Source organism: Bradyrhizobium sp. JR4.1 (genome assembly GCF_040548605.1).
GTDB lineage: Bacteria > Pseudomonadota > Alphaproteobacteria > Rhizobiales > Xanthobacteraceae > Bradyrhizobium > Bradyrhizobium canariense.
The window spans coordinates 1-17,223 of sequence record NZ_JBEPRY010000030.1 but is presented as its reverse complement, the minus strand read 5'-3'; the positions used below and the strand labels follow the sequence as shown (position 1 = coordinate 17,223).

The window sequence follows — 17,223 nt, the reverse complement described above, 5'->3', positions numbered from 1 at the left end:
GAAACCTACGCCGCCTTGGCGAGCGCGGCCTTGGTCTCGGCAAAAGCCCAGTCGATCCACTGGGTCAGCAGCGCGACATTGCTGGCCTCGACGGTGGCGCCGCACCAGATCCGCAGGCCGGCGGGCGCATCGCGGTAGTAGGCGAAGTCGTAGCCCGCGCCTTCCTTCTCGACCAGCGCCACCAGCTTCTTGGAGAAGTCGGCCTGCGCGTCCTCGGAGAGCGAGGTGATCGCGGGATCGGTGAACTTCAGGCACACCGAAGTGTTGGAGCGGATCGCGGCGTCCTTGGCGAGGAAGTCGATCCAGGGCGTCTTCGCCTTCCAGTCGGCCAGCACCTTGGTGTTGGCGTCGGCGCGCGCGATCAGCGCCTTCAGGCCGCCGATCGACTTGGCCCAGTTCAGCGCGTCGAGATAATCCTCGACGCAGAGCATCGACGGCGTGTTGATGGTCTCGCCGACGAAAATGCCTTCGTTGATCTTGCCGCCCTTGGTCACGCGGAAAATCTTCGGAAGCGGCCAGGCCGGCTTGTAGGTTTCGAGCCGCTCCACCGCGCGGGGCGACAGGATCAGCATGCCGTGCGCGGCTTCGCCGCCGAGCGCCTTCTGCCAGGAGAAGGTGACGACGTCGAGCTTGGCCCAGTCGAGGGGTTGTGCGAACGCGGCCGAGGTGGCGTCGCAAATGGTCAGGCCTTCGCGGGTCGCGCTGATCCAGTCGGCGTTCGGCACGCGCACGCCCGAGGTGGTGCCGTTCCAGGTGAAGACGACGTCGGACTTCGGATCGACCTTGGAGAGATCCGGGAGTTCACCGTAAGCCGCGTTGAACTTGGTGACGTCCTTGAGCTTCAATTCCTTGACGATATCGCTGACCCAGCCCTCGCCGAAGGATTCCCAGGCGAGCGTGGTGACGGGCCGCGCACCCAGCATCGACCACAGCGCCATTTCGACCGCGCCGGTATCGGAGGCCGGCACGATGCCGATGCGATAATCAGCGGGCACTTCGAGCACCTCGCGCGTCAAATCGATCGCGAGCTTGAGCTTGGTCTTGCCGACCTTCGCGCGATGCGAACGGCCGAGCGCTGCGTCCTTGAGATTTTGGGCATTCCATCCGGGGCGCTTGGCGCAGGGGCCGGAGGAAAAATGCGGCACGTTCGGCCGCGAAGCGGGCTTCGCTACAGTCATCGTCTACCCTTCCAGATAGTAAGCCTCCCGTTGGGGGGAGGTGTCCCGCCGCGGCTGATACGGGAATCGGGAAGGGTCGTCAAGGAAGTTCCGGGGCCTCACGCGCGAGTGATGGCGCCTCCGGTGCGATTTTGGGGGATTCGACGGCGGCGAGCGCGTTCAACAAGTCCGTGGCATCGGTGATCAATTGCGCGGCGCGGCGGCGGCTGCCGACTTTCAAAATGCATTTGTCATTGGCCTGCACGACATAGTCGTTGCCGACCTTGATCATCGAATAGCTTGTCATCGAAATCCCCGAACCGACCGAGCCCGGTTTCAGACGCTCGCGTAGCACCGTTCGTTCCTGGTTCCACGTGAACGTCGAACGGGTAGTTTATCAGCTCTTAATATGAACGTATGCGCGATCCGATTTCGCTGATCGCGCAACGCTCATCGGCATGCTGCGTCAAAAGCGGACAGTCATACCGACGTGACTCGCCGTGAACCCAAGTCGCTTGTAGAAGCGCTGCGCATCTGTTCGCGTCTGATGCGTCAGCAGTTCGACCAGATTGCAACCGCGCGCTTTCGCTTCCGTCATCGCCCACTGCACCAATTGCTCGCCGATGCCGCGGCTGCGGCAATCGGAAGCAACGCGCACGTCTTCGAGCAAACCGCGCAAGCCGCCTTGCGAGCTGAGACCCGACAGGATCGCGAGCTGCAGGCAGCCGACCACCCTGCCCTCGCTCTCGGCAACCACGAGCTGGATATTTTGATCGCGCTCGAGCCGCGCGAATGCCTCGTAATAGGACGCAGGCAACGGATCTTCCACGCGCTCGCGTGCGCTCCCGAGATGATCGTCGGCGAGCATCGCCACGATCGCAGCAACATCCTCGCGGCGCGCGGGACGAATGGAAACGGATTCGGCGTTCATTGAGTTACTCCTGCCTCAGCGCGCCTAACGCACCCCGGGAAGCCCGAGAAAGGTCTCGGCTTCGGCGATCCAGCGGCGGACGGCGGCATAGCGATCGAGATCGAAGCCGCCTTCATGCGCGACGCGCGTATAGGCAAGCAGCGAGACGTCGGCAAGCGAAACGTCATCACCGGCGAAGAAGCGGCTTGCCGCCAGATGCTGCTCCATGCGATCGAGCGCCGCGTAGCCGCGCTTGACCTTTTCAGGGTCGAGCTCGGAGGCGTCCTTGCCGAGATAGACGAGTTGGAAGCGGCACACCGCGATATAGGGCTCGTGGCTGTATTGTTCCCAGAACAGCCATTCGTCCATCTTCGCGGCAGTGAAGGCATCGTGCGGAATGAGCGCGCTGTCGCGCGCGAGATAGCGGATGATGGCATTGGATTGCGCCAGCGTGTGACCGTCGTCGAAAGCGACGGTGGGCACCTGGCCGGCGCCGTTCATCCTCAGGAATTGCGGCGTGCGGCTTTCGCCCTTGCGAGTGTCGATCTCGATCCACTGATAGGGCAGCGCGAGCTTATCGCAGACCCACTTCACCTTCAGACAATTGCCGGAATTGGTATCGCCGTAGATCTTCATCGCTACTGCCCCGTCTTCCGGCAACAGAGCATCAGGACGAGGCAAACCTGTCAACCGACGACACCGCAGTGCCTTCAGAACTTGTAGCCGAGGCCGGCGCGAACGGTGTTGATACTGGTGTCAACCGATGACGTGAAGCGAACGTATTCCCACTCCGCCCGCAGAAACAGGCCTGCACACAGCATCGCATCGACACCAATACCGGTGGAGTAGCCATAGATCAGGTGACTATAGAGACCATCTGTGGCGGACAGATTGACATTGATCGTTTGAAAGGGCGCCGACTGGTTGAACTGAGTCCCGGTGATCTCGGCAGTCTTGGTGATGTTGGCTTGCCCAAGTGCAATGCCTCCGAACAGATAAGGCAAGAAAGAGCCGACGGCGTAGCCGCCGCGAATGCGGAGCGTTCCCATATCTGAGATCGCTATCGAGCTCGTGCTTTTGTACGTGATGTCGTCCAGAAAACCCAGAGGATCGACAAAGGAGCGCCCCATGGTGCCGGTCGCCGAGCCGCCGAACTTGCCATGTATGTAATTGACCTCGACGCCGAGCACGACATCGTCCCATTGCCCGTTGTAACCGGCGAAGGCGCCATAGCCATGACCATGTGATGACACCTTGCCGCCGCCCACTGGCCAGCTCGATACCTGTCCGCCGGCTTCGATCGAAGTATTGGCAAGCAACGCAGCCGCAACAGTTCTAGTAGAACCGGTGAAATTCATATCGGATGTCCCGTAGCTTCCCTGGGCGCCGATATAGCTTCCTTGCCAGTTGACGTTGGAGTTGCTCAAGCCGTCTGTGAAGCCGCCGCGCAGGATCGGCAGGTCAGAGAGATCAGCCGCGTGCGCCGCAGAGATCGTCCCCAACATCGCCGCCGCCAACAAAAGCCTACGCATCGAACGCTCCATCGAACTCGAACTTTCGCTCGTGATCATGGCTCGTTAACCTTAACCAATGGTTGCGTCGGAGCCTTTCGTCGCCGTTCGCCATGAAAAATACGCAAAGCAAAACGGCGCGGGATGATCCCGCGCCGTTAAGAAATCCTAACCGATCAGGCTGACGATCAGCCCTTGGTGACGAGCGGCGGCATGTAGGCCGGCGGGCTGTCGAGATTCCAGCGCACGCCAAGCTTCAGGTCGTGCGAGGTGATGTCCTTGAACTTGAAGACGTTGCCCGTGGTTCCCCCGGTGTAGGTCGACAAAACACCGGTTTGCCCCTCACCCATATCGACATAGCTATAGGCAAGTTCGAGGACGAGGTTGGGATTGACCTTGTATGCGAGACCCGCGTGGGCAGCCCACGCCAAGTTCCACTTCGAACCGGTCGGTGCGCTCGAGAAGCTCGCGGTCGAGAACGCAAGATCGTTGATGCCGGTGTCGGTGAAGTTCGAGATGGAGACGCGTGCGCCGCCAACGCCCGCGCCGATGAACGGCGTGATGCACCACCAGGTGCCCAGGTCGACATACGCGTTCGCCAACACCAGCCATTCGGACTTGGATGCACTGTAATTGTCGATCCCGCTGTAGGGCACGCCGCCCGCGGTTCCGGTGAAACGATCCGTTCCCTTGAAATTCGAATTGCCGCGATACTGCCCGGTCACGTCCGCGCGGAACCAATTGTTGAACCGGTAACCCGCGCCGAGCCCAAAGATGCCGGCCGTGTCGAACGACGCCTGCTGATTGAACGAGGTGAGCTGCGAATAGGCGGACTCGCGACCGTAGTGGAGATCGCTTGTCTTCTGATTGCTGAAGCCGACGTCGCCGCGCAGATACCAGCCACCGAAATCGGCGGGCGGAGCCGGGGGCGCGTACATCGGAGGGGGCGCCGCGATCGGCATGTCGGCGGCGAACGCCATCGATGAGATCAGGGTTGCCGCACCCGCGGCAAGGAGAGACTTAACGCTACGCATTGGCTTCGTCCTTTTGGCCGGTGAGGCAAATACGGCGCCTCACGTTCTGGAAACTCACGGCCCGGACGATGCCAGCAAATGTTTAAGCGCCACTTAACCCTAATTTTTAAGGTTGATTTTTTCTAACTGCACACGCGCGTGCGGCGCGAGCGTTGCAAAAATGCAGCGCAAATACGACGCCGTCGCCGCATTTCCTAACGATGTATGAAGCCGCGTTGCAGCAAGACAGGATATGTTAACGCGCGTGCCGCGGCAGCTTGGGCAGGAACACCGCAAGCAGGCCGATCGCCGGGAGGTAAGCGCAGACCTGGTAGACGAACGCGATCGAGGTGTGGTCGGCGAGCTTGCCGAGCACGGCGGCGCCCAAGCCGCCGATGCCGAAGGCGACACCGAAGAACACGCCGGAGATCATGCCGAAGCGATGCGGCACCAGCTCCTGCGCGAACACGATGATCGATGACGTCGTCGAGGAGATGATCAGGCCGATGATCACTGATAGCACCGCACTCGCATAGAGCCCGGCATAGGGCAGCGCCAGCGTGAACGGCAGCGCCCCCAGGATCGAGATCCAGATCACGATCTTGCGGCCGAAGCGATCGCCCAGGGGACCACCGAGAAAAGCGCCGACCGCGTTCGCGGCGAGGAAAATGAAGAGATACATCTGCGCGGCTTGCGTCGACACGCCGAAGCGGTCGATCAGATAAAAGATGTAGTAGCTCGACAGGCTCGAGACGTAGAGCTGTTTCGAGAACAGCAGCGCGACCAGCACGAGGAGCGCAACGACGACGCGACGCGAGCTCGGCGCGTCGGGATGGGCTTGAGCGACCGCGGTCTTCTTCGCCTTGATCTGCGGTTCGTACCAGCGGCCGATGCGCCAGAGGATAAGGATCGCGAGGAAGGCGATCGAGGAGAACCAGGCGATGCTGCCCTGCCCGAACGGCACGACGATGAGCGCGGCGAGCACCGGTCCCATCGAGGTGCCAAAACTGCCGCCGAGCTGGAATACCGATTGCGCAAAACCGTAGCGGCCGCCGGAGGCGAGCCGCGCGATGCGCGCCGATTCCGGGTGAAACACCGCCGAGCCGAGGCCGACCAGCGCGGCGGCGACGAGGATGACCAGATATTGGTGGGCGGCACTGAGCAGCAGCAGACCGAAGAAGGTCGAGGCCATGCCGATCGACAGCGAATAGGGCTGCGCCTTCTTGTCGGTGTAGTGGCCGACCACCGGCTGGAGCAGCGAGGCCGTGAACTGGAAGGCCAGCGTGATCATGCCGATCTGCGCGAAGTCGAGTGCGTAGGTGTCCTTCAGGATCGGATACACGGAAGCGATCAGCGACTGCATGGTGTCGTTGAGAAAGTGCGAGAAGCTGATGCCGGCAAGCACGACATAGGCCGGCCCTGCGGCCTTGGCGGCGGATGCCACGTCGCTGACGATGACGGGCTCGGTCAGCGTTTCCTCTGAGACGACGACTGGCTTGTTCAATGGAGCATCCCGGCCGGCGCGGCAGATTGCCGCGACAAGCTAGTTACGCTGCGCGCGGCGAGCGATCCACCGCCAATCGTCGATGGCTGGGATGCGCTTCGCTCTTCCCGCCTGAGGGAGTTCGTAGCCCGGATGGAGCGCAGCGCAATCCGGGGCCGTTCGCCTGTTGCACGATTCCCGGATTTCGCTGCGCTCCATCCGGGCTACGATCGTGCTTCGCGATGCGCCTTAAGCCGCGGCCTGCCCGAGTGCGGAAACGATGGTGTCGACGACGTCCTCGACCAGGATGCGATCCTCGCCCTCGCCCATGACGCGGATCACCGGCTCGGTGCCGGAGGAGCGGATCAGCAGGCGGCCGTGGCCGTTGAGCCGCTGCTCGCCGTCGGAGATCGCCGATTTGACGTCGGAATTGTCGAGCGGCTTGCCGCCCTTGTGACGGACGTTCTTCAGAATCTGCGGCAGCGGATCGAAGCGGTGGCAGACTTCCGACACCGGCCGGCGCAGCTTCTGCACCACGGCAAGCACCTGCAATGCGGCCACGAAGCCGTCGCCGGTGGTGGCGTAGTCGGACAGGATGATGTGGCCGGACTGCTCGCCCCCGAGATTGTAGCCGCCGTTCAGCATCTGCTCGAGCACGTAGCGATCGCCGACCGGCGTGCGCACGAGATCGAGCCCCTGCGCATTGAGGAAGCGCTCGAGCCCGAGGTTCGACATCACGGTGGCGACGATGCCCGATCGCGACAGCCGGCCGTCTTCCTTCCAGCTCTGCGCGATCACCGCGAGCAGCTGGTCGCCATCGACGATGTGGCCGCGCTCGTCGACCAGGATGACGCGATCGGCGTCACCGTCGAGCGCGATGCCGATGTCGGCGCGCATCTCGCGCACCTTCTTCGACAGCGCTTCCGGCGAGGTGGAGCCGCATTCCTTGTTGATGTTGAAGCCGTCGGGCTCGACTCCGATCGCAATCACGTCGGCGCCCAGCTCCCACAGCGCTTCCGGTACCACCTTGTAGGCGGCGCCGTTGGCGCAATCGACCACGACGCGCAGGCCGTCGAGCGACAGATCGCGCGGCAGCGTGCGCTTGGCGAATTCGATGTAGCGATCATGCACGCCATCGATGCGGCGGGCGCGGCCGAGGCTGGCGCTCTGGGCAAGACGCTTGTCGATGGGCTCGTCGAGCAGCTGCTCGATCTGCTTCTCGACGTCGTCGGAGAGCTTGAAGCCCTGCGGGCCGAACAGCTTGATGCCGTTGTCCTCGAACAGGTTGTGCGACGCGGAGATCATCACGCCGAGATCGGCGCGCATCGACTTGGTCAGCATCGCGACCGCCGGTGTCGGCATCGGGCCGACCAGCAGCACATCCATGCCGACCGAGGTGAAGCCCGCCACCATCGCGTATTCGATCATGTAGCCGGACAAGCGGGTGTCCTTGCCGATCACGACCCTGTGGCGGTGGTCACCGCGCTGAAACGCCAGGCCTGCGGCCTGGCCGACCTTGAGCGCCAGCTCCGGCGTGATCAGCCCGTTGGCGCGGCCCCGGATCCCGTCCGTCCCGAAATATTTGCGGCTCATATCGTCCCCCACGCGACAACCAAGGATCCCAAGACAACCTGCGGGTGCCCTGGCGGGACCCGCATCCCTGATTTGCTGAGGTCTTATAAAGCCATCGCGGCTAACTTGGCTTCAAAAAATATGATGAATCATTACGGAACCTGGCGTGCCCCGGTGCCGATAACGTCTTATTAACATTATATTTCCGGTGAGGACGCCGGAATAGGCTGGAACCCGCGCTAGTCCGAGCGCTTCACATGACCGTCCCCGCGGCTCGGCGCCGGCTGGGTGACATTGACGGGATCGGAGCCCGGAAAGGTCTCTTCCAGACCTTCTTCCAGCGCCTCCTCGAGATCATGCTTCTCCTTGATCTCCTCCGGCGTCGGTCCGGTGTGCGGCCTGGTCATGGCGCCCTCCTCCAAAAGATTTTCAAACGATTTGGCTGTGCATCCAACCATGCTAGATGACCCCTCGATCTTCCGATGCAAGAGTCTTCCAGTACAAGACTCTTGATAGAAGACGGGCCGGGGAAACGTTCATGAAGCACATCACCTGTATCGACGATCTTCGCACACTGCATCAGCGCCGCGTGCCGAAGGCGTTTTTCGATTATTGCGACCGCGGCTCCTACGCCGAGGAAACGCTGCGCGCCAACCGCGATGACATGCAGGCCATCAAGTTCCGCCAGCGCATCCTGGTCGACGTCTCCAAACGCGACACCGCGACCACGATCCTCGGCGAGCCCTCGACCATGCCGCTGATACTGGCGCCGGTAGGCCTGCTTGGCATGCAGCATGGCGATGGCGAGATCCATGCCTGCCGCGCCGCGCAAGCCGCCGGTATCCCGTTCACGCAGTCGACGATGTCGATCTGCTCGATCGAAGACATCGCGGCCAGTGTCGAGAAGCCGTTCTGGTTCCAGCTCTACGTGATGAAGGACCGCGGCTTCATCAAGGAACTGATCGAGCGCGCGATCGCGGCGAAATGCTCCGCGCTGGTGCTGACAGTCGATCTCCAGGTCATCGGCCAGCGCCACGCCGACATCAAGAACGGCATGACGGTTCCGCCGGAATGGTCGCTCTCGAAGCTGATCGACTTTGCCACCAAGCCGACCTGGGTGTCGGGCGTGCTCCGGGGCAAGCGCCGCACCTTCGGTAACATCGCCGGACATGTGAAGAACACCGGGGATCTCAATCGCCTCGCCGAGTGGACGGCGTCGCAGTTCGACACGTCGTTGAACTGGAAGGACGTCGAGTGGGTCCGCAGCATCTGGCCGGGCAAGCTGATCATCAAGGGCATTCTGGACGTCGAGGACGCGGAGGAAGCCGCCAAGACCGGCGCGCAGGCTCTCGTCGTATCGAACCACGGCGGCCGTCAGCTCGACGGCGCGCCGTCATCGATCGAGGTGCTGCCCGAGATCGCCGAGGCGGTCGGTGACAGGATGGAGATCATGTTCGACGGCGGCATCCGCTCCGGTCAAGACGTGATGCGTGCGCTCGCGCTCGGCGCAAAGTCCTGCATGATCGGCCGCGCTTACGCCTATGGCCTGGGCGCCGGCGGCCAGGCCGGCGTCGCCAAGGCGATCGACATCATCCAGAAGGAGCTGCTCACCACCATGGGCCTGTGCGGCGTCAACAGGATTGACGAGATCGACGAACATATCATTGCGATGTGAACCGCAGCGGCAGTGCCGTAGGGTGGGCAAAGCGAAGCGTGCCCACCAATTCGCAAATCGCGGGAAAGTGGTGGGCACGGGGCTCCGCGCCTTTGCCCACCCTACGATTTCAGCGTTCACCCTCACATCGGCGGCGTCACCCCATCGCGACCGACGTTCACCCGGTTGGCTTCCAGCGAACCATCGTCCTTCTTCACCGCGCCGAAAATGATCAGCTTGGCGCCGGGCTTGAGCTCGGATTTGTCGCTGGCGACGAAGGTGACGATCGGCGTGTCCGGAGGCACCACGACTTTCTTCTCGCCGTCCTTGTACTTGACCGTGATGTTCTGGCCATCGGTGCCCTTCACCGTCTGCGCCACGGTGGCGTTGGTCATGGTCGAGTTGGCGCGCGCGTCCCAGGGACGAAAACCTTCGGCCGCGCCGCGCTGGTTTTCGGGGAAGATGTGCACCGCGATCGCCTTCTGGGTGCCGTCGGGCTCGGGCAGGCCGGTGACGCCGATATAGGAGCCGTCCTTGATCTCCGACAACGACGTCTTCACCACCGCGAAGACGGCGACGTTGTCGGTCATGCGCACCTTCACGTCGCTGCCTTCGCGGGTCTTGATGCCGAGCGTGTTGCCGTCGACGCTCTCGATGGTGCCGCGGATCCGGACCGTCGGCGTCTGCTGCGCCAGGGCGGATGACGTGACGATGCAGGCGGCGAATGCGGCCGCGCCGACGCGTGATATCCAGCTTCTCTTCGACATGTTGTTAGTCTCCATTTACATTGGCGGCGTCAGGCCGTCGCGGCCGACGCTGACGCGGTTGGTTTCGAACGAGCCGTCCGGCAGCTGCTTCATGAAGGCGATCACCTTGGCGCCGGCCTTCAGATCGGATTTGTCGCCGGGCACGAAGGTCACCACCGGCGTATTGTCGGCGACGAACACCTTCTTCTCGCCGTCCTTGTACTTGACCAGCAGCGTATGGCCGTCATTGCCGACCACGCTCTCCGACACGGTCGCATTGGTCATGCTGGAGTTGGGCTTGAGGTCATAAGGTCGCGAGCCCTCGCCGGTGCCGCGCATGCTCTCCGGAAACACGTGGACCTCGACCGCGTTCGCGCCGCCGTCCGGTCCCGGCACGGTGGTGGCGCCGACGAAGGAGCCGGGCTTGATGTCGGCAAGTGAAATCCTGGTAATGCCTGACACGTTCACGTCGGAGGCGATGTGCAGCTTGACATCCTCGCCGCTGCGCGCCTTGACCTGCATCGTGTCGCCATTGACGCTTTCGATCGTGCCGCGGACGCGCGTCGGCACCGGCGCCCTTTGCGCAAGTGCCGAGAGGGTCGAGACGGCCACCATCGCGACGGCAATGAGCGGACGTGTGAAAGTTGCACGTTGAACAGACATGATGGTCTCCGATTGTCCCTATTGTCCCCTTACGGACATAGAACTCCGGAGGTTACGCGCTATTCTCTCAAGTCTTTGTGAGATCGGCCTCGACCAGCGCACGCAGCTCGGCCGTGACCTGCGGCCGCTGGCCGAACCACAGCTCGAAGCCGCGGACCGCCTGATGCAGCAGCATGCCGAGCCCGTCGGCGGTCTTCAGCCCGCGCGCCTTTGCGGCCGCGAGCAGCGGCGTCGCCAGCGGGACATAGACGAGATCGGCGATCACGGCGCCATCCGGCAGGCGCGCCACGTCAAGGTCGAGTGAAGGCTGACCGTGCATGCCGAGCGAGGTCGTGTTCACGAGAAGTCTTGCACGCGACAGGATGTCATCGATCCCGTCCCAGGCAACAGGATGCACCTTCGGCCCGAACTCGCGTGCAAGCATCTCGGCCCGGGCGATGGTGCGATTGGCGAGATGCACGCGGCTGATGCCGCGTTCGAGCAACCCGAACACGATGGCGCGCGAGGAGCCGCCGGCGCCCAGCACCAGCGCCTCTTCGGCTGCGTCCCAGCCGGGCGCGCTGGCATCGAGATTGCCGATAAAGCCCTCGACGTCGGTGTTGGTCGAGCGCAGCTCGCCGTCCGCAAACCACAGCGTGTTGGCCGCACCGACCGCCCGCGCGCGGGCATCGGGCGTCGAGAGCTCGAGCACGCCCTCCTTGTGCGGGATGGTGACGTTGGCGCCGACGAAGCCGCGCAGCGACAGCCGCAGCACGAAGTCGCGCAAATTGTCGGGTGGAACCGCCTCGATGACATAGCCACCCTCGATCCCGAGCGTGCGCAGCCAGTAACGATGGATCAGCGGCGAGCGCGAATGCGCAGCCGGCCATCCGATCAGACAGGCTGCGGGAGCCTTGGTCACGGTCGTCCTCCCCTGGGGTCGTTTCGGAGGCGATCCATTTCGCGTCCCGCAGGCCCTGTCAAGCGCGCGGGCGTCTCGGGAGAGGCTCGACGTCAGGTCGTGCCCGCCTGACCGGCCGCGGGGTGCGCCGCACCGCCCTTGATGTCGGCGACCGCACGCGCGATGGTCTCGCGATAGCGGGCGCGTGGCGGCGTGACGCCATGGGTGAGCAGCGCGCGGCGAACCGTTGGCGATGCCCCCGTGATGAACAGCCGGATGCCCTGGCGGTGGGCCTTGGCGGCGACGCGGCCGAGCACGTTGGCCGCGGTCGAATCCAGGAACGGCACCGCGGCGAAATCGACCACGAATCCCTTGCGCTTGTCGGCGATGCCGTCGAGCACGCCGCCGATCGCCGAGGCTGCACCGAAAAAGAATGCGCCGGTGATGCGATAGACCAGCACGTCGCGATCGACCGCGAGGGCGGGGTCGTAGGGCACGCGCCCGCCATTATCGTCGTCGGGACGATCGGCGGCCACCAGCGGCGAACGTTCCTCGATGCCGGTCATTTCCGCCATGCGATGGATGAACAGGACCGCGCCAAGCGCGAAGCCGACCAAAATGCCTTCGGTCAGATCGCGGAAGATGGTGAGCAGGAAGGTTGCGAGCAGCACGACGGCATCGCCCCATGACGAGCGCAGGAGCGTCGCGAATTCGTGCTTCTCTGCCATGGTCCAGGCCACCACGACGAGCACGGCGGCGAGCGCGGCCAGCGGGATGTAGCTCGCGAGCGGCGCTGCGATCAGCATGAACAGCAGCAGGAAGACCGAATGCAGCATGCCCGCCAGCGGCCCCCGCGCGCCGGCGCGGATGTTGGTCGCGGTGCGCGCGATCAGCCCGGTGACGCAGATGCCGCCGAACAGCGCCGCGCCGACATTGGCGGCGCCTTGCGCCACCAGCTCGCAATTGGAGCGGTGACGGCGCCCGGTCATGCCGTCGGCCACCACCGCCGACAGCAGCGATTCGATGGCGGCGAGCAGCGCGAAGGAGATCGCATCCGGCAGCACGGCGGTCGCCTTCGCGAGCGAGAACGCAGGCAAGGCCGGCGAGGGCAGTTCGCGCGGAATGCCGCCGAAGCGCGAGCCGACGGTCTCGACCGGCAGCGACAGCACGGCACATGCGACCGCCGCGAGCACGACCGCGATCAGGATACCCGGCCAGGACGGCAGCCAACGTCGCAGGCCCGCGATGATGGCAATGCTGACGATCGCGACCGCGACGGCCGACGGATTGACGGTGTGCAGGCCCCCGGCGAGCGCGACCAGTTTCGGAACGAACTCGCTCGGCTCCTTCGCGAGGAGCGTGATCCCGCCGAGATCGCGCAGCTGGCTGGCGAAGATGATGACGGCGATGCCGGCCGTGAAGCCGACCGTCACAGGATACGGAATGAACTTGATATAAGTGCCGACCCGCAGGAAGCCCGCAGCGATCAGGAACAGGCCCGCCATCAGCGTGGCCAGGATCACGCCATCAACCCCGTGACGGTCGGCGGTCGCCGCAACCAGCACGATGAAGGCGCCGGCGGGACCGCCGATCTGGAATCGGCTGCCGCCGAGCAGTGAGGCAATGAAGCCGCCGACGACAGCGGTGTAGAGTCCGCGGTCCGGCGTCACGCCCGAGGCGATCGCGATGGCCATCGACAGCGGCAACGCGACGATCGCGACCGTGAGGCCCGCGAACACATCGGCGCGGAAATCCGATAGGCCATAGCCCTCGCGCCAGACGGTGACGAGCTTTGGCAGATAGAGTTCGGTAAAGGTCGGCCGACGAAGCTGGTGCAGCTTGCCTGCGTGTTCGCCTGTGATGCTCATTTCAGCAAAATGCTCCGCTGCCCACAACGCCCCGATGCATCGTGCGGCCGCGTATCGGGGCGCGACGGTGCGTTAGTCAAGACTGCTTCCGAGCATGATCATTGCGGGATCATGCTCCCACCCGACGCGGCGGCCCCGGCTCCTTGAGCCGAACGCCGCGTCCGCCGCCTTCGCTGCGCACCTGTTCGCCGATCAGCTCGACGCCGGCCCGATCGAAGGCTTCGACCACCTTCATCAAGGTCTCGACCACGCCGCGGACGTTGCCGGTGCTCGCCTCCATCCGCTGAATGGTCGGCAGCGAAACGCCTGCGAGCTCCGCCAAGGCCCTCTGGTCAATGCCGAGCAGCGCGCGCGCTGCCCGCATCTGGAACGACGTGATCACCTCGGCCTCACGTGTCAGCGTTTATAAGTGATATCTGAAGCATGTACAATGATGTAAAATACATCATTCAAGGCCGTGCGCAAGCACTTTATCGCTCCCGTCTGTCTCCACCGTCATTGCGAGCGCAGCGAAGCAATCCAGGCTGTCCCCGCGGAGGGATTCTGGATTGCTTCGCTGCGCTCGCAATGACGGGGTGGCGAGGCAGCCCCTCACCCCACCCTCTCCCCGTAAAGAACGGGGAGAGGGGGTGAGAGAGCGTGCTCCCCTTACTGCGCGAGAGACAGACTCACGCCGCGTGTTGATGCGCGGCGATGATCTGGTCGGCGGCGCGCCCCGTGACTTCGGCCATGTGGTCGAACTGGCGGGTGAAGCTGCCGGCGCCTGCCGTGGCCGAGCGCAGTTCGACGATCAACTCGCCGATCTCGGCTTCCGGCATCATGGCGCGGACGCAGTCCCATCCGCTCCAGCCGTCGCGGGTGTCGAAGCCGAGGATCTGGCCGCGCCGTGCCGATAGGATCGCGTTGATCTTGGCGGTGGCGTCGGTCGGGCAGACGATCTCGACCACGTGGATCGGCTCCAGCAGCACCGACTGGCATTGCGGCAGGCCCTCGGTGAGCCCGACCCGCGCCGCCGTGCGGAAGGCGAGGTCGGAGGAATCGACGCTGTGATAGGAGCCGTCGGTCAGCGTCACCTGCAAATCGGTGACCGGGAAACCGAGCGGGCCGCGGGCGAGCCCGTCGACGACGCCCTCTTCCACCGCGCCGATGTAGTTGCGCGGCACCGCGCCGCCGACCACCTTCTCGGCGAACTTGAAGCCCTCGCCGCGCGGCAGCGGCCTGATGTCGAGCACGACGTCACCGAACTGGCCATGCCCGCCGGACTGTTTCTTGTGGCGGCCGCGCTGGACGATCGGCTTGCGGATGGTTTCCTGATAGCCGATCGCAGGCGGATGCGAGGCGACCTTGACGCCGAAACGATCGCGCAGCCGCTCGCTCGCGACGCGCAAGTGCATCTCGCCCTGACCCCACAGCACGGTGTCGTGGGTCTGGGCGTTCATCACGAAGACGAGCGAGGGATCCTCCTCGTGCAGCCGCATCAGCGCCTGGCCGAGCTTGACGTCGTCCTTGCGGTCGGTGGCCGCAACCGAGATCGCGAGCACCGGCGGAGTGGGCTCGCTGGCGGCAAGCGCTGCCGGCGGGGTCTTGCCGTTCGAAACCGTGTCGCCGGTCTTGATCGGGTCGAGCTTAGCGAGCGCCACCGTGTCGCCGGCTTCCGCCGCGGCACGCTTGGTGTCGTAGGCCCCGGTGACGGCGAGGATGCCGGAGATGCGGCTGACCCCGCCGGAGGAGGATTGCAGCGTAGCACCGTCGTCGAGATGGCCCGCGAGCATCCGCGTCAGCGAGAGCTTGCCGCCGTGCTGCGAATGCAGAGTCTTGAAGACGAAGCCGAGGACGTCTCTGGTCTCGGGAACGCCGAGACGCTTTGCGGTCTCCGCGATACCGGGCGCCTCGTGGCGCAGCGCTTTCATCAAACGCAGCACGCCGTTTTCGCGTGCGGCGGCGCCCAGCAGCACGGGGCAGATCAGCCCGTCGCGCAATTCGCGCGCGAGATCGTCGAACACGGCGTCGCGCGGCGGCTGGATGTCCTCGAGCAGCTGCTCCATCAGCGCATCGTCATGATCGGCGAGCTTCTCCAGCATCGAGAAGCGGGCCTCCTTCTCGCGATCGAGATCGCCGCCTTGGAGCGCGACGACTTCGGAGGCCTTGTGCTCGCGGTAAATGAACGCACGCTCCAGCGCGAGATCGACGAAGCCCTCGATCAGCTCGTCCTTCCAGATCGGGATCTGGCGCAGCACCAGCGGCACGCGCGAGGCGGGCTGGAGTATCTCGAGCGTCTCGCGGATGCGCTTGTTGGCGCGGTCGATCTTGTTGAGGAACAGGAAACGCGGGATCTTCAGTTCTTCCAGCTCGCGCAGAATGATCTGAAGCTGCGGCAGCTTCTTCTCGTCGGCTTCGCAGACCACGATTGCGGCATCGACCGCGGGCAGCGCGGCGCGCATGTCGTGGGCAAATTCGACGGAACCGGGACAATCGAGGAAGGTGTAGCTGTCGCCCATGAAACTCGTGGTGACGGCAGTCAGCCCGACCGTCATCTTGTGATGACGGGCCTCTGGCGCGGCGTCGCCGACGGAGGTTCCGGCGTCGACGCTGCCGGCGCGTGGGATTGCGCCGGTTCGCGCCAGGATGGCTTCGAGAAGTGTGGTTTTACCGCTTTGGAAAGGGCCCACCAGCGCGATGCACCGTGGACCTCGGGGACTTCTGACGTCTTGTCCCATTCGCCGCCTCCTTGGTGTGGAGCTCGGCCCATGATTGGGTCGGCAAACGCCGATGCTCTGCCCGTCCCCGAGATTTGGCAAGCATCAAACGTCGCTGCGGTGCGTCGTTGCCGGAATCGCGTCGGAGCGACGCGATTCGCACACGGGAGTTGTCAACGGCCCGGGTGGAGTTCCAGGCTCTCGAGGCCGGCGGCGACGTTGAGGCCGACCTGGCCCTGCACGCTGAGTGGCTGGAGCGCGATCGAATTATTGGAGCCGCCGACCAGCACGTTGCCGCCGAGGCCGACGCCGACCGATGCGCTGCCCTGCGCACCGGCGTAGGTGCCGGCGAGGTCGCCCGGGCCAATCCGGTTCACCGGCGCGAACACGCCCCAGGCGAGTGCCGTTTCCTGGGTGATGCCGAGGTCGAGGCCCACCTTGCGGATCGTCGCGACGTAACGGTCGTCCGGCAAACCATCGACGCGCAGCACGCAGCCGAGATTGGTTACCGATCCCACGATGAAGCCTACGCTGGCGCCGCCGCGGCATTCGAGCACGCCCACCTGCACCATCCGGGACTGCGCGCTGGCGCCCACAACGGAGGCAACGAAGCTCGCAACGGCAAGCCCGGCGAGGAGGAGTGAACGGCGCATGAATATCTCCGGCGATGAATGTGATGCGAGCAGAGAGAGCGCCCCACCCGTGATGCGCGATGGTCTATGCCACAATAGTTTTGGCGGTGCCAGATCGAACGCGTCTAAAAGCGAGTTCGCGGAGAGAGCCCCTCACCCCACCCTCTCCCCGTAAGAACGGGGCGAGGGAGTGCACGAGCAGTGTGTCCCTCACTTCATGGGCCCATCGAACTTCAACGGGACGCCGCGAGCGCCCTTAACCTCTCCCCGCTCTTTGCGGGGAGAGGTCGGGGGGGGGGGGGGGGGGGGGGGGGGGGGGGGCGGGGCGGGGGGGGGGGGGGGGGGGGGGGGGGGGGGGTGTGTGGGGGGGGGGGGGGGGCGGGGGGGGGGGGGGGTGGGTAATAGGTTTGGGTGGTGGTGGTGTGTGTGGGAGTGGGG

At 64.5% G+C, this 17,223-nt stretch carries 17 protein-coding genes; 1 reads left to right on the top strand and 16 read right to left on the bottom strand.

Translation table 11 applies throughout. The features are described from left to right. Positions 1 to 5: 5 nt before the first annotated feature. The 9 genes from ABIB90_RS35995 to ABIB90_RS35955 form a co-directional block, all read right to left on the bottom strand. A complete protein-coding gene (locus ABIB90_RS35995; RefSeq protein ID WP_354202449.1) occupies positions 6 to 1,178 on the bottom strand; it encodes a phosphoserine transaminase in 1,173 nt (390 codons plus the stop codon). 79 nt (positions 1,179 to 1,257) lie between these two features. Then, positions 1,258 to 1,449, bottom strand: coding sequence for a hypothetical protein (locus ABIB90_RS35990; protein ID WP_354202448.1), 192 nt, complete (start codon positions 1,447 to 1,449; stop codon positions 1,258 to 1,260). A 174-nt stretch (positions 1,450 to 1,623) separates the two neighbouring features. Next, positions 1,624 to 2,088, bottom strand: a complete 465-nt coding sequence (locus ABIB90_RS35985; RefSeq protein WP_354202447.1) for a GNAT family N-acetyltransferase — start codon at positions 2,086 to 2,088, stop codon at positions 1,624 to 1,626. Between the two features lie 24 nt (positions 2,089 to 2,112). Next, complete coding sequence (locus tag ABIB90_RS35980; RefSeq protein ID WP_354202446.1) at positions 2,113 to 2,703, bottom strand: glutathione S-transferase family protein; 591 nt, start codon at positions 2,701 to 2,703, stop codon at positions 2,113 to 2,115. A gap of 74 nt (positions 2,704 to 2,777) precedes the next feature. Continuing rightward, a complete protein-coding gene (locus tag ABIB90_RS35975) occupies positions 2,778 to 3,599 on the bottom strand; it encodes an outer membrane protein (protein WP_354169418.1) in 822 nt (273 codons plus the stop codon). Between the two features lie 167 nt (positions 3,600 to 3,766). After that, positions 3,767 to 4,612, bottom strand: coding sequence for an outer membrane protein (locus ABIB90_RS35970; protein WP_007596720.1), 846 nt, complete (start codon positions 4,610 to 4,612; stop codon positions 3,767 to 3,769). A gap of 235 nt (positions 4,613 to 4,847) precedes the next feature. Then, positions 4,848 to 6,095 (bottom strand): MFS transporter, encoded by a 1,248-nt coding sequence (locus tag ABIB90_RS35965; RefSeq protein ID WP_007596721.1) that lies wholly within the window; start codon positions 6,093 to 6,095, stop codon positions 4,848 to 4,850. Positions 6,096 to 6,323: 228 nt separating this feature from the next. Continuing rightward, the gene (glmM, locus tag ABIB90_RS35960) at positions 6,324 to 7,667 is read right to left on the bottom strand and encodes a phosphoglucosamine mutase (protein WP_007596723.1); all 1,344 of its coding nucleotides are present in this window, start codon (positions 7,665 to 7,667) and stop codon (positions 6,324 to 6,326) included. A gap of 218 nt (positions 7,668 to 7,885) precedes the next feature. Continuing rightward, positions 7,886 to 8,053 (bottom strand): hypothetical protein, encoded by a 168-nt coding sequence (locus ABIB90_RS35955; protein WP_007596725.1) that lies wholly within the window; start codon positions 8,051 to 8,053, stop codon positions 7,886 to 7,888. A 131-nt stretch (positions 8,054 to 8,184) separates the two neighbouring features. Here ABIB90_RS35955 and ABIB90_RS35950 point away from each other — a divergent pair, with 131 nt between their 5' ends. Further along, positions 8,185 to 9,321, top strand: coding sequence for an alpha-hydroxy acid oxidase (locus ABIB90_RS35950; RefSeq protein ID WP_354202445.1), 1,137 nt, complete (start codon positions 8,185 to 8,187; stop codon positions 9,319 to 9,321). Positions 9,322 to 9,443: 122 nt separating this feature from the next. Here the strand turns inward: ABIB90_RS35950 and ABIB90_RS35945 are convergent, their stop codons facing one another. From ABIB90_RS35945 to ABIB90_RS35915, 7 genes are all read right to left on the bottom strand, one after another. Continuing rightward, positions 9,444 to 10,067 carry a single stranded DNA-binding domain-containing protein gene (locus tag ABIB90_RS35945; RefSeq protein WP_354202444.1) on the bottom strand — a complete coding sequence of 208 codons (624 nt, stop codon included), beginning with the start codon at positions 10,065 to 10,067 and terminating at the stop codon, positions 9,444 to 9,446. A gap of 15 nt (positions 10,068 to 10,082) precedes the next feature. After that, positions 10,083 to 10,709: a hypothetical protein gene (locus ABIB90_RS35940; protein ID WP_007596731.1), complete on the bottom strand. Its 627-nt coding sequence runs from the start codon at positions 10,707 to 10,709 to the stop codon at positions 10,083 to 10,085. A 67-nt stretch (positions 10,710 to 10,776) separates the two neighbouring features. Continuing rightward, positions 10,777 to 11,610, bottom strand: a complete 834-nt coding sequence (locus ABIB90_RS35935) for a shikimate dehydrogenase (protein WP_354169290.1) — start codon at positions 11,608 to 11,610, stop codon at positions 10,777 to 10,779. A gap of 92 nt (positions 11,611 to 11,702) precedes the next feature. Further along, positions 11,703 to 13,457 (bottom strand): SulP family inorganic anion transporter, encoded by a 1,755-nt coding sequence (locus tag ABIB90_RS35930; RefSeq protein WP_354202443.1) that lies wholly within the window; start codon positions 13,455 to 13,457, stop codon positions 11,703 to 11,705. 109 nt (positions 13,458 to 13,566) lie between these two features. After that, positions 13,567 to 13,839, bottom strand: coding sequence for a helix-turn-helix domain-containing protein (locus ABIB90_RS35925; protein ID WP_007596742.1), 273 nt, complete (start codon positions 13,837 to 13,839; stop codon positions 13,567 to 13,569). A 286-nt stretch (positions 13,840 to 14,125) separates the two neighbouring features. Further along, positions 14,126 to 16,174 (bottom strand): elongation factor G, encoded by a 2,049-nt coding sequence (locus ABIB90_RS35920; protein WP_007596743.1) that lies wholly within the window; start codon positions 16,172 to 16,174, stop codon positions 14,126 to 14,128. Positions 16,175 to 16,326: 152 nt separating this feature from the next. Beyond that, entirely contained in the window at positions 16,327 to 16,806 is a 480-nt protein-coding gene (locus tag ABIB90_RS35915; RefSeq protein ID WP_354202442.1) for a DUF992 domain-containing protein, read from the bottom strand. Positions 16,807 to 17,223: the final 417 nt, after the last annotated feature.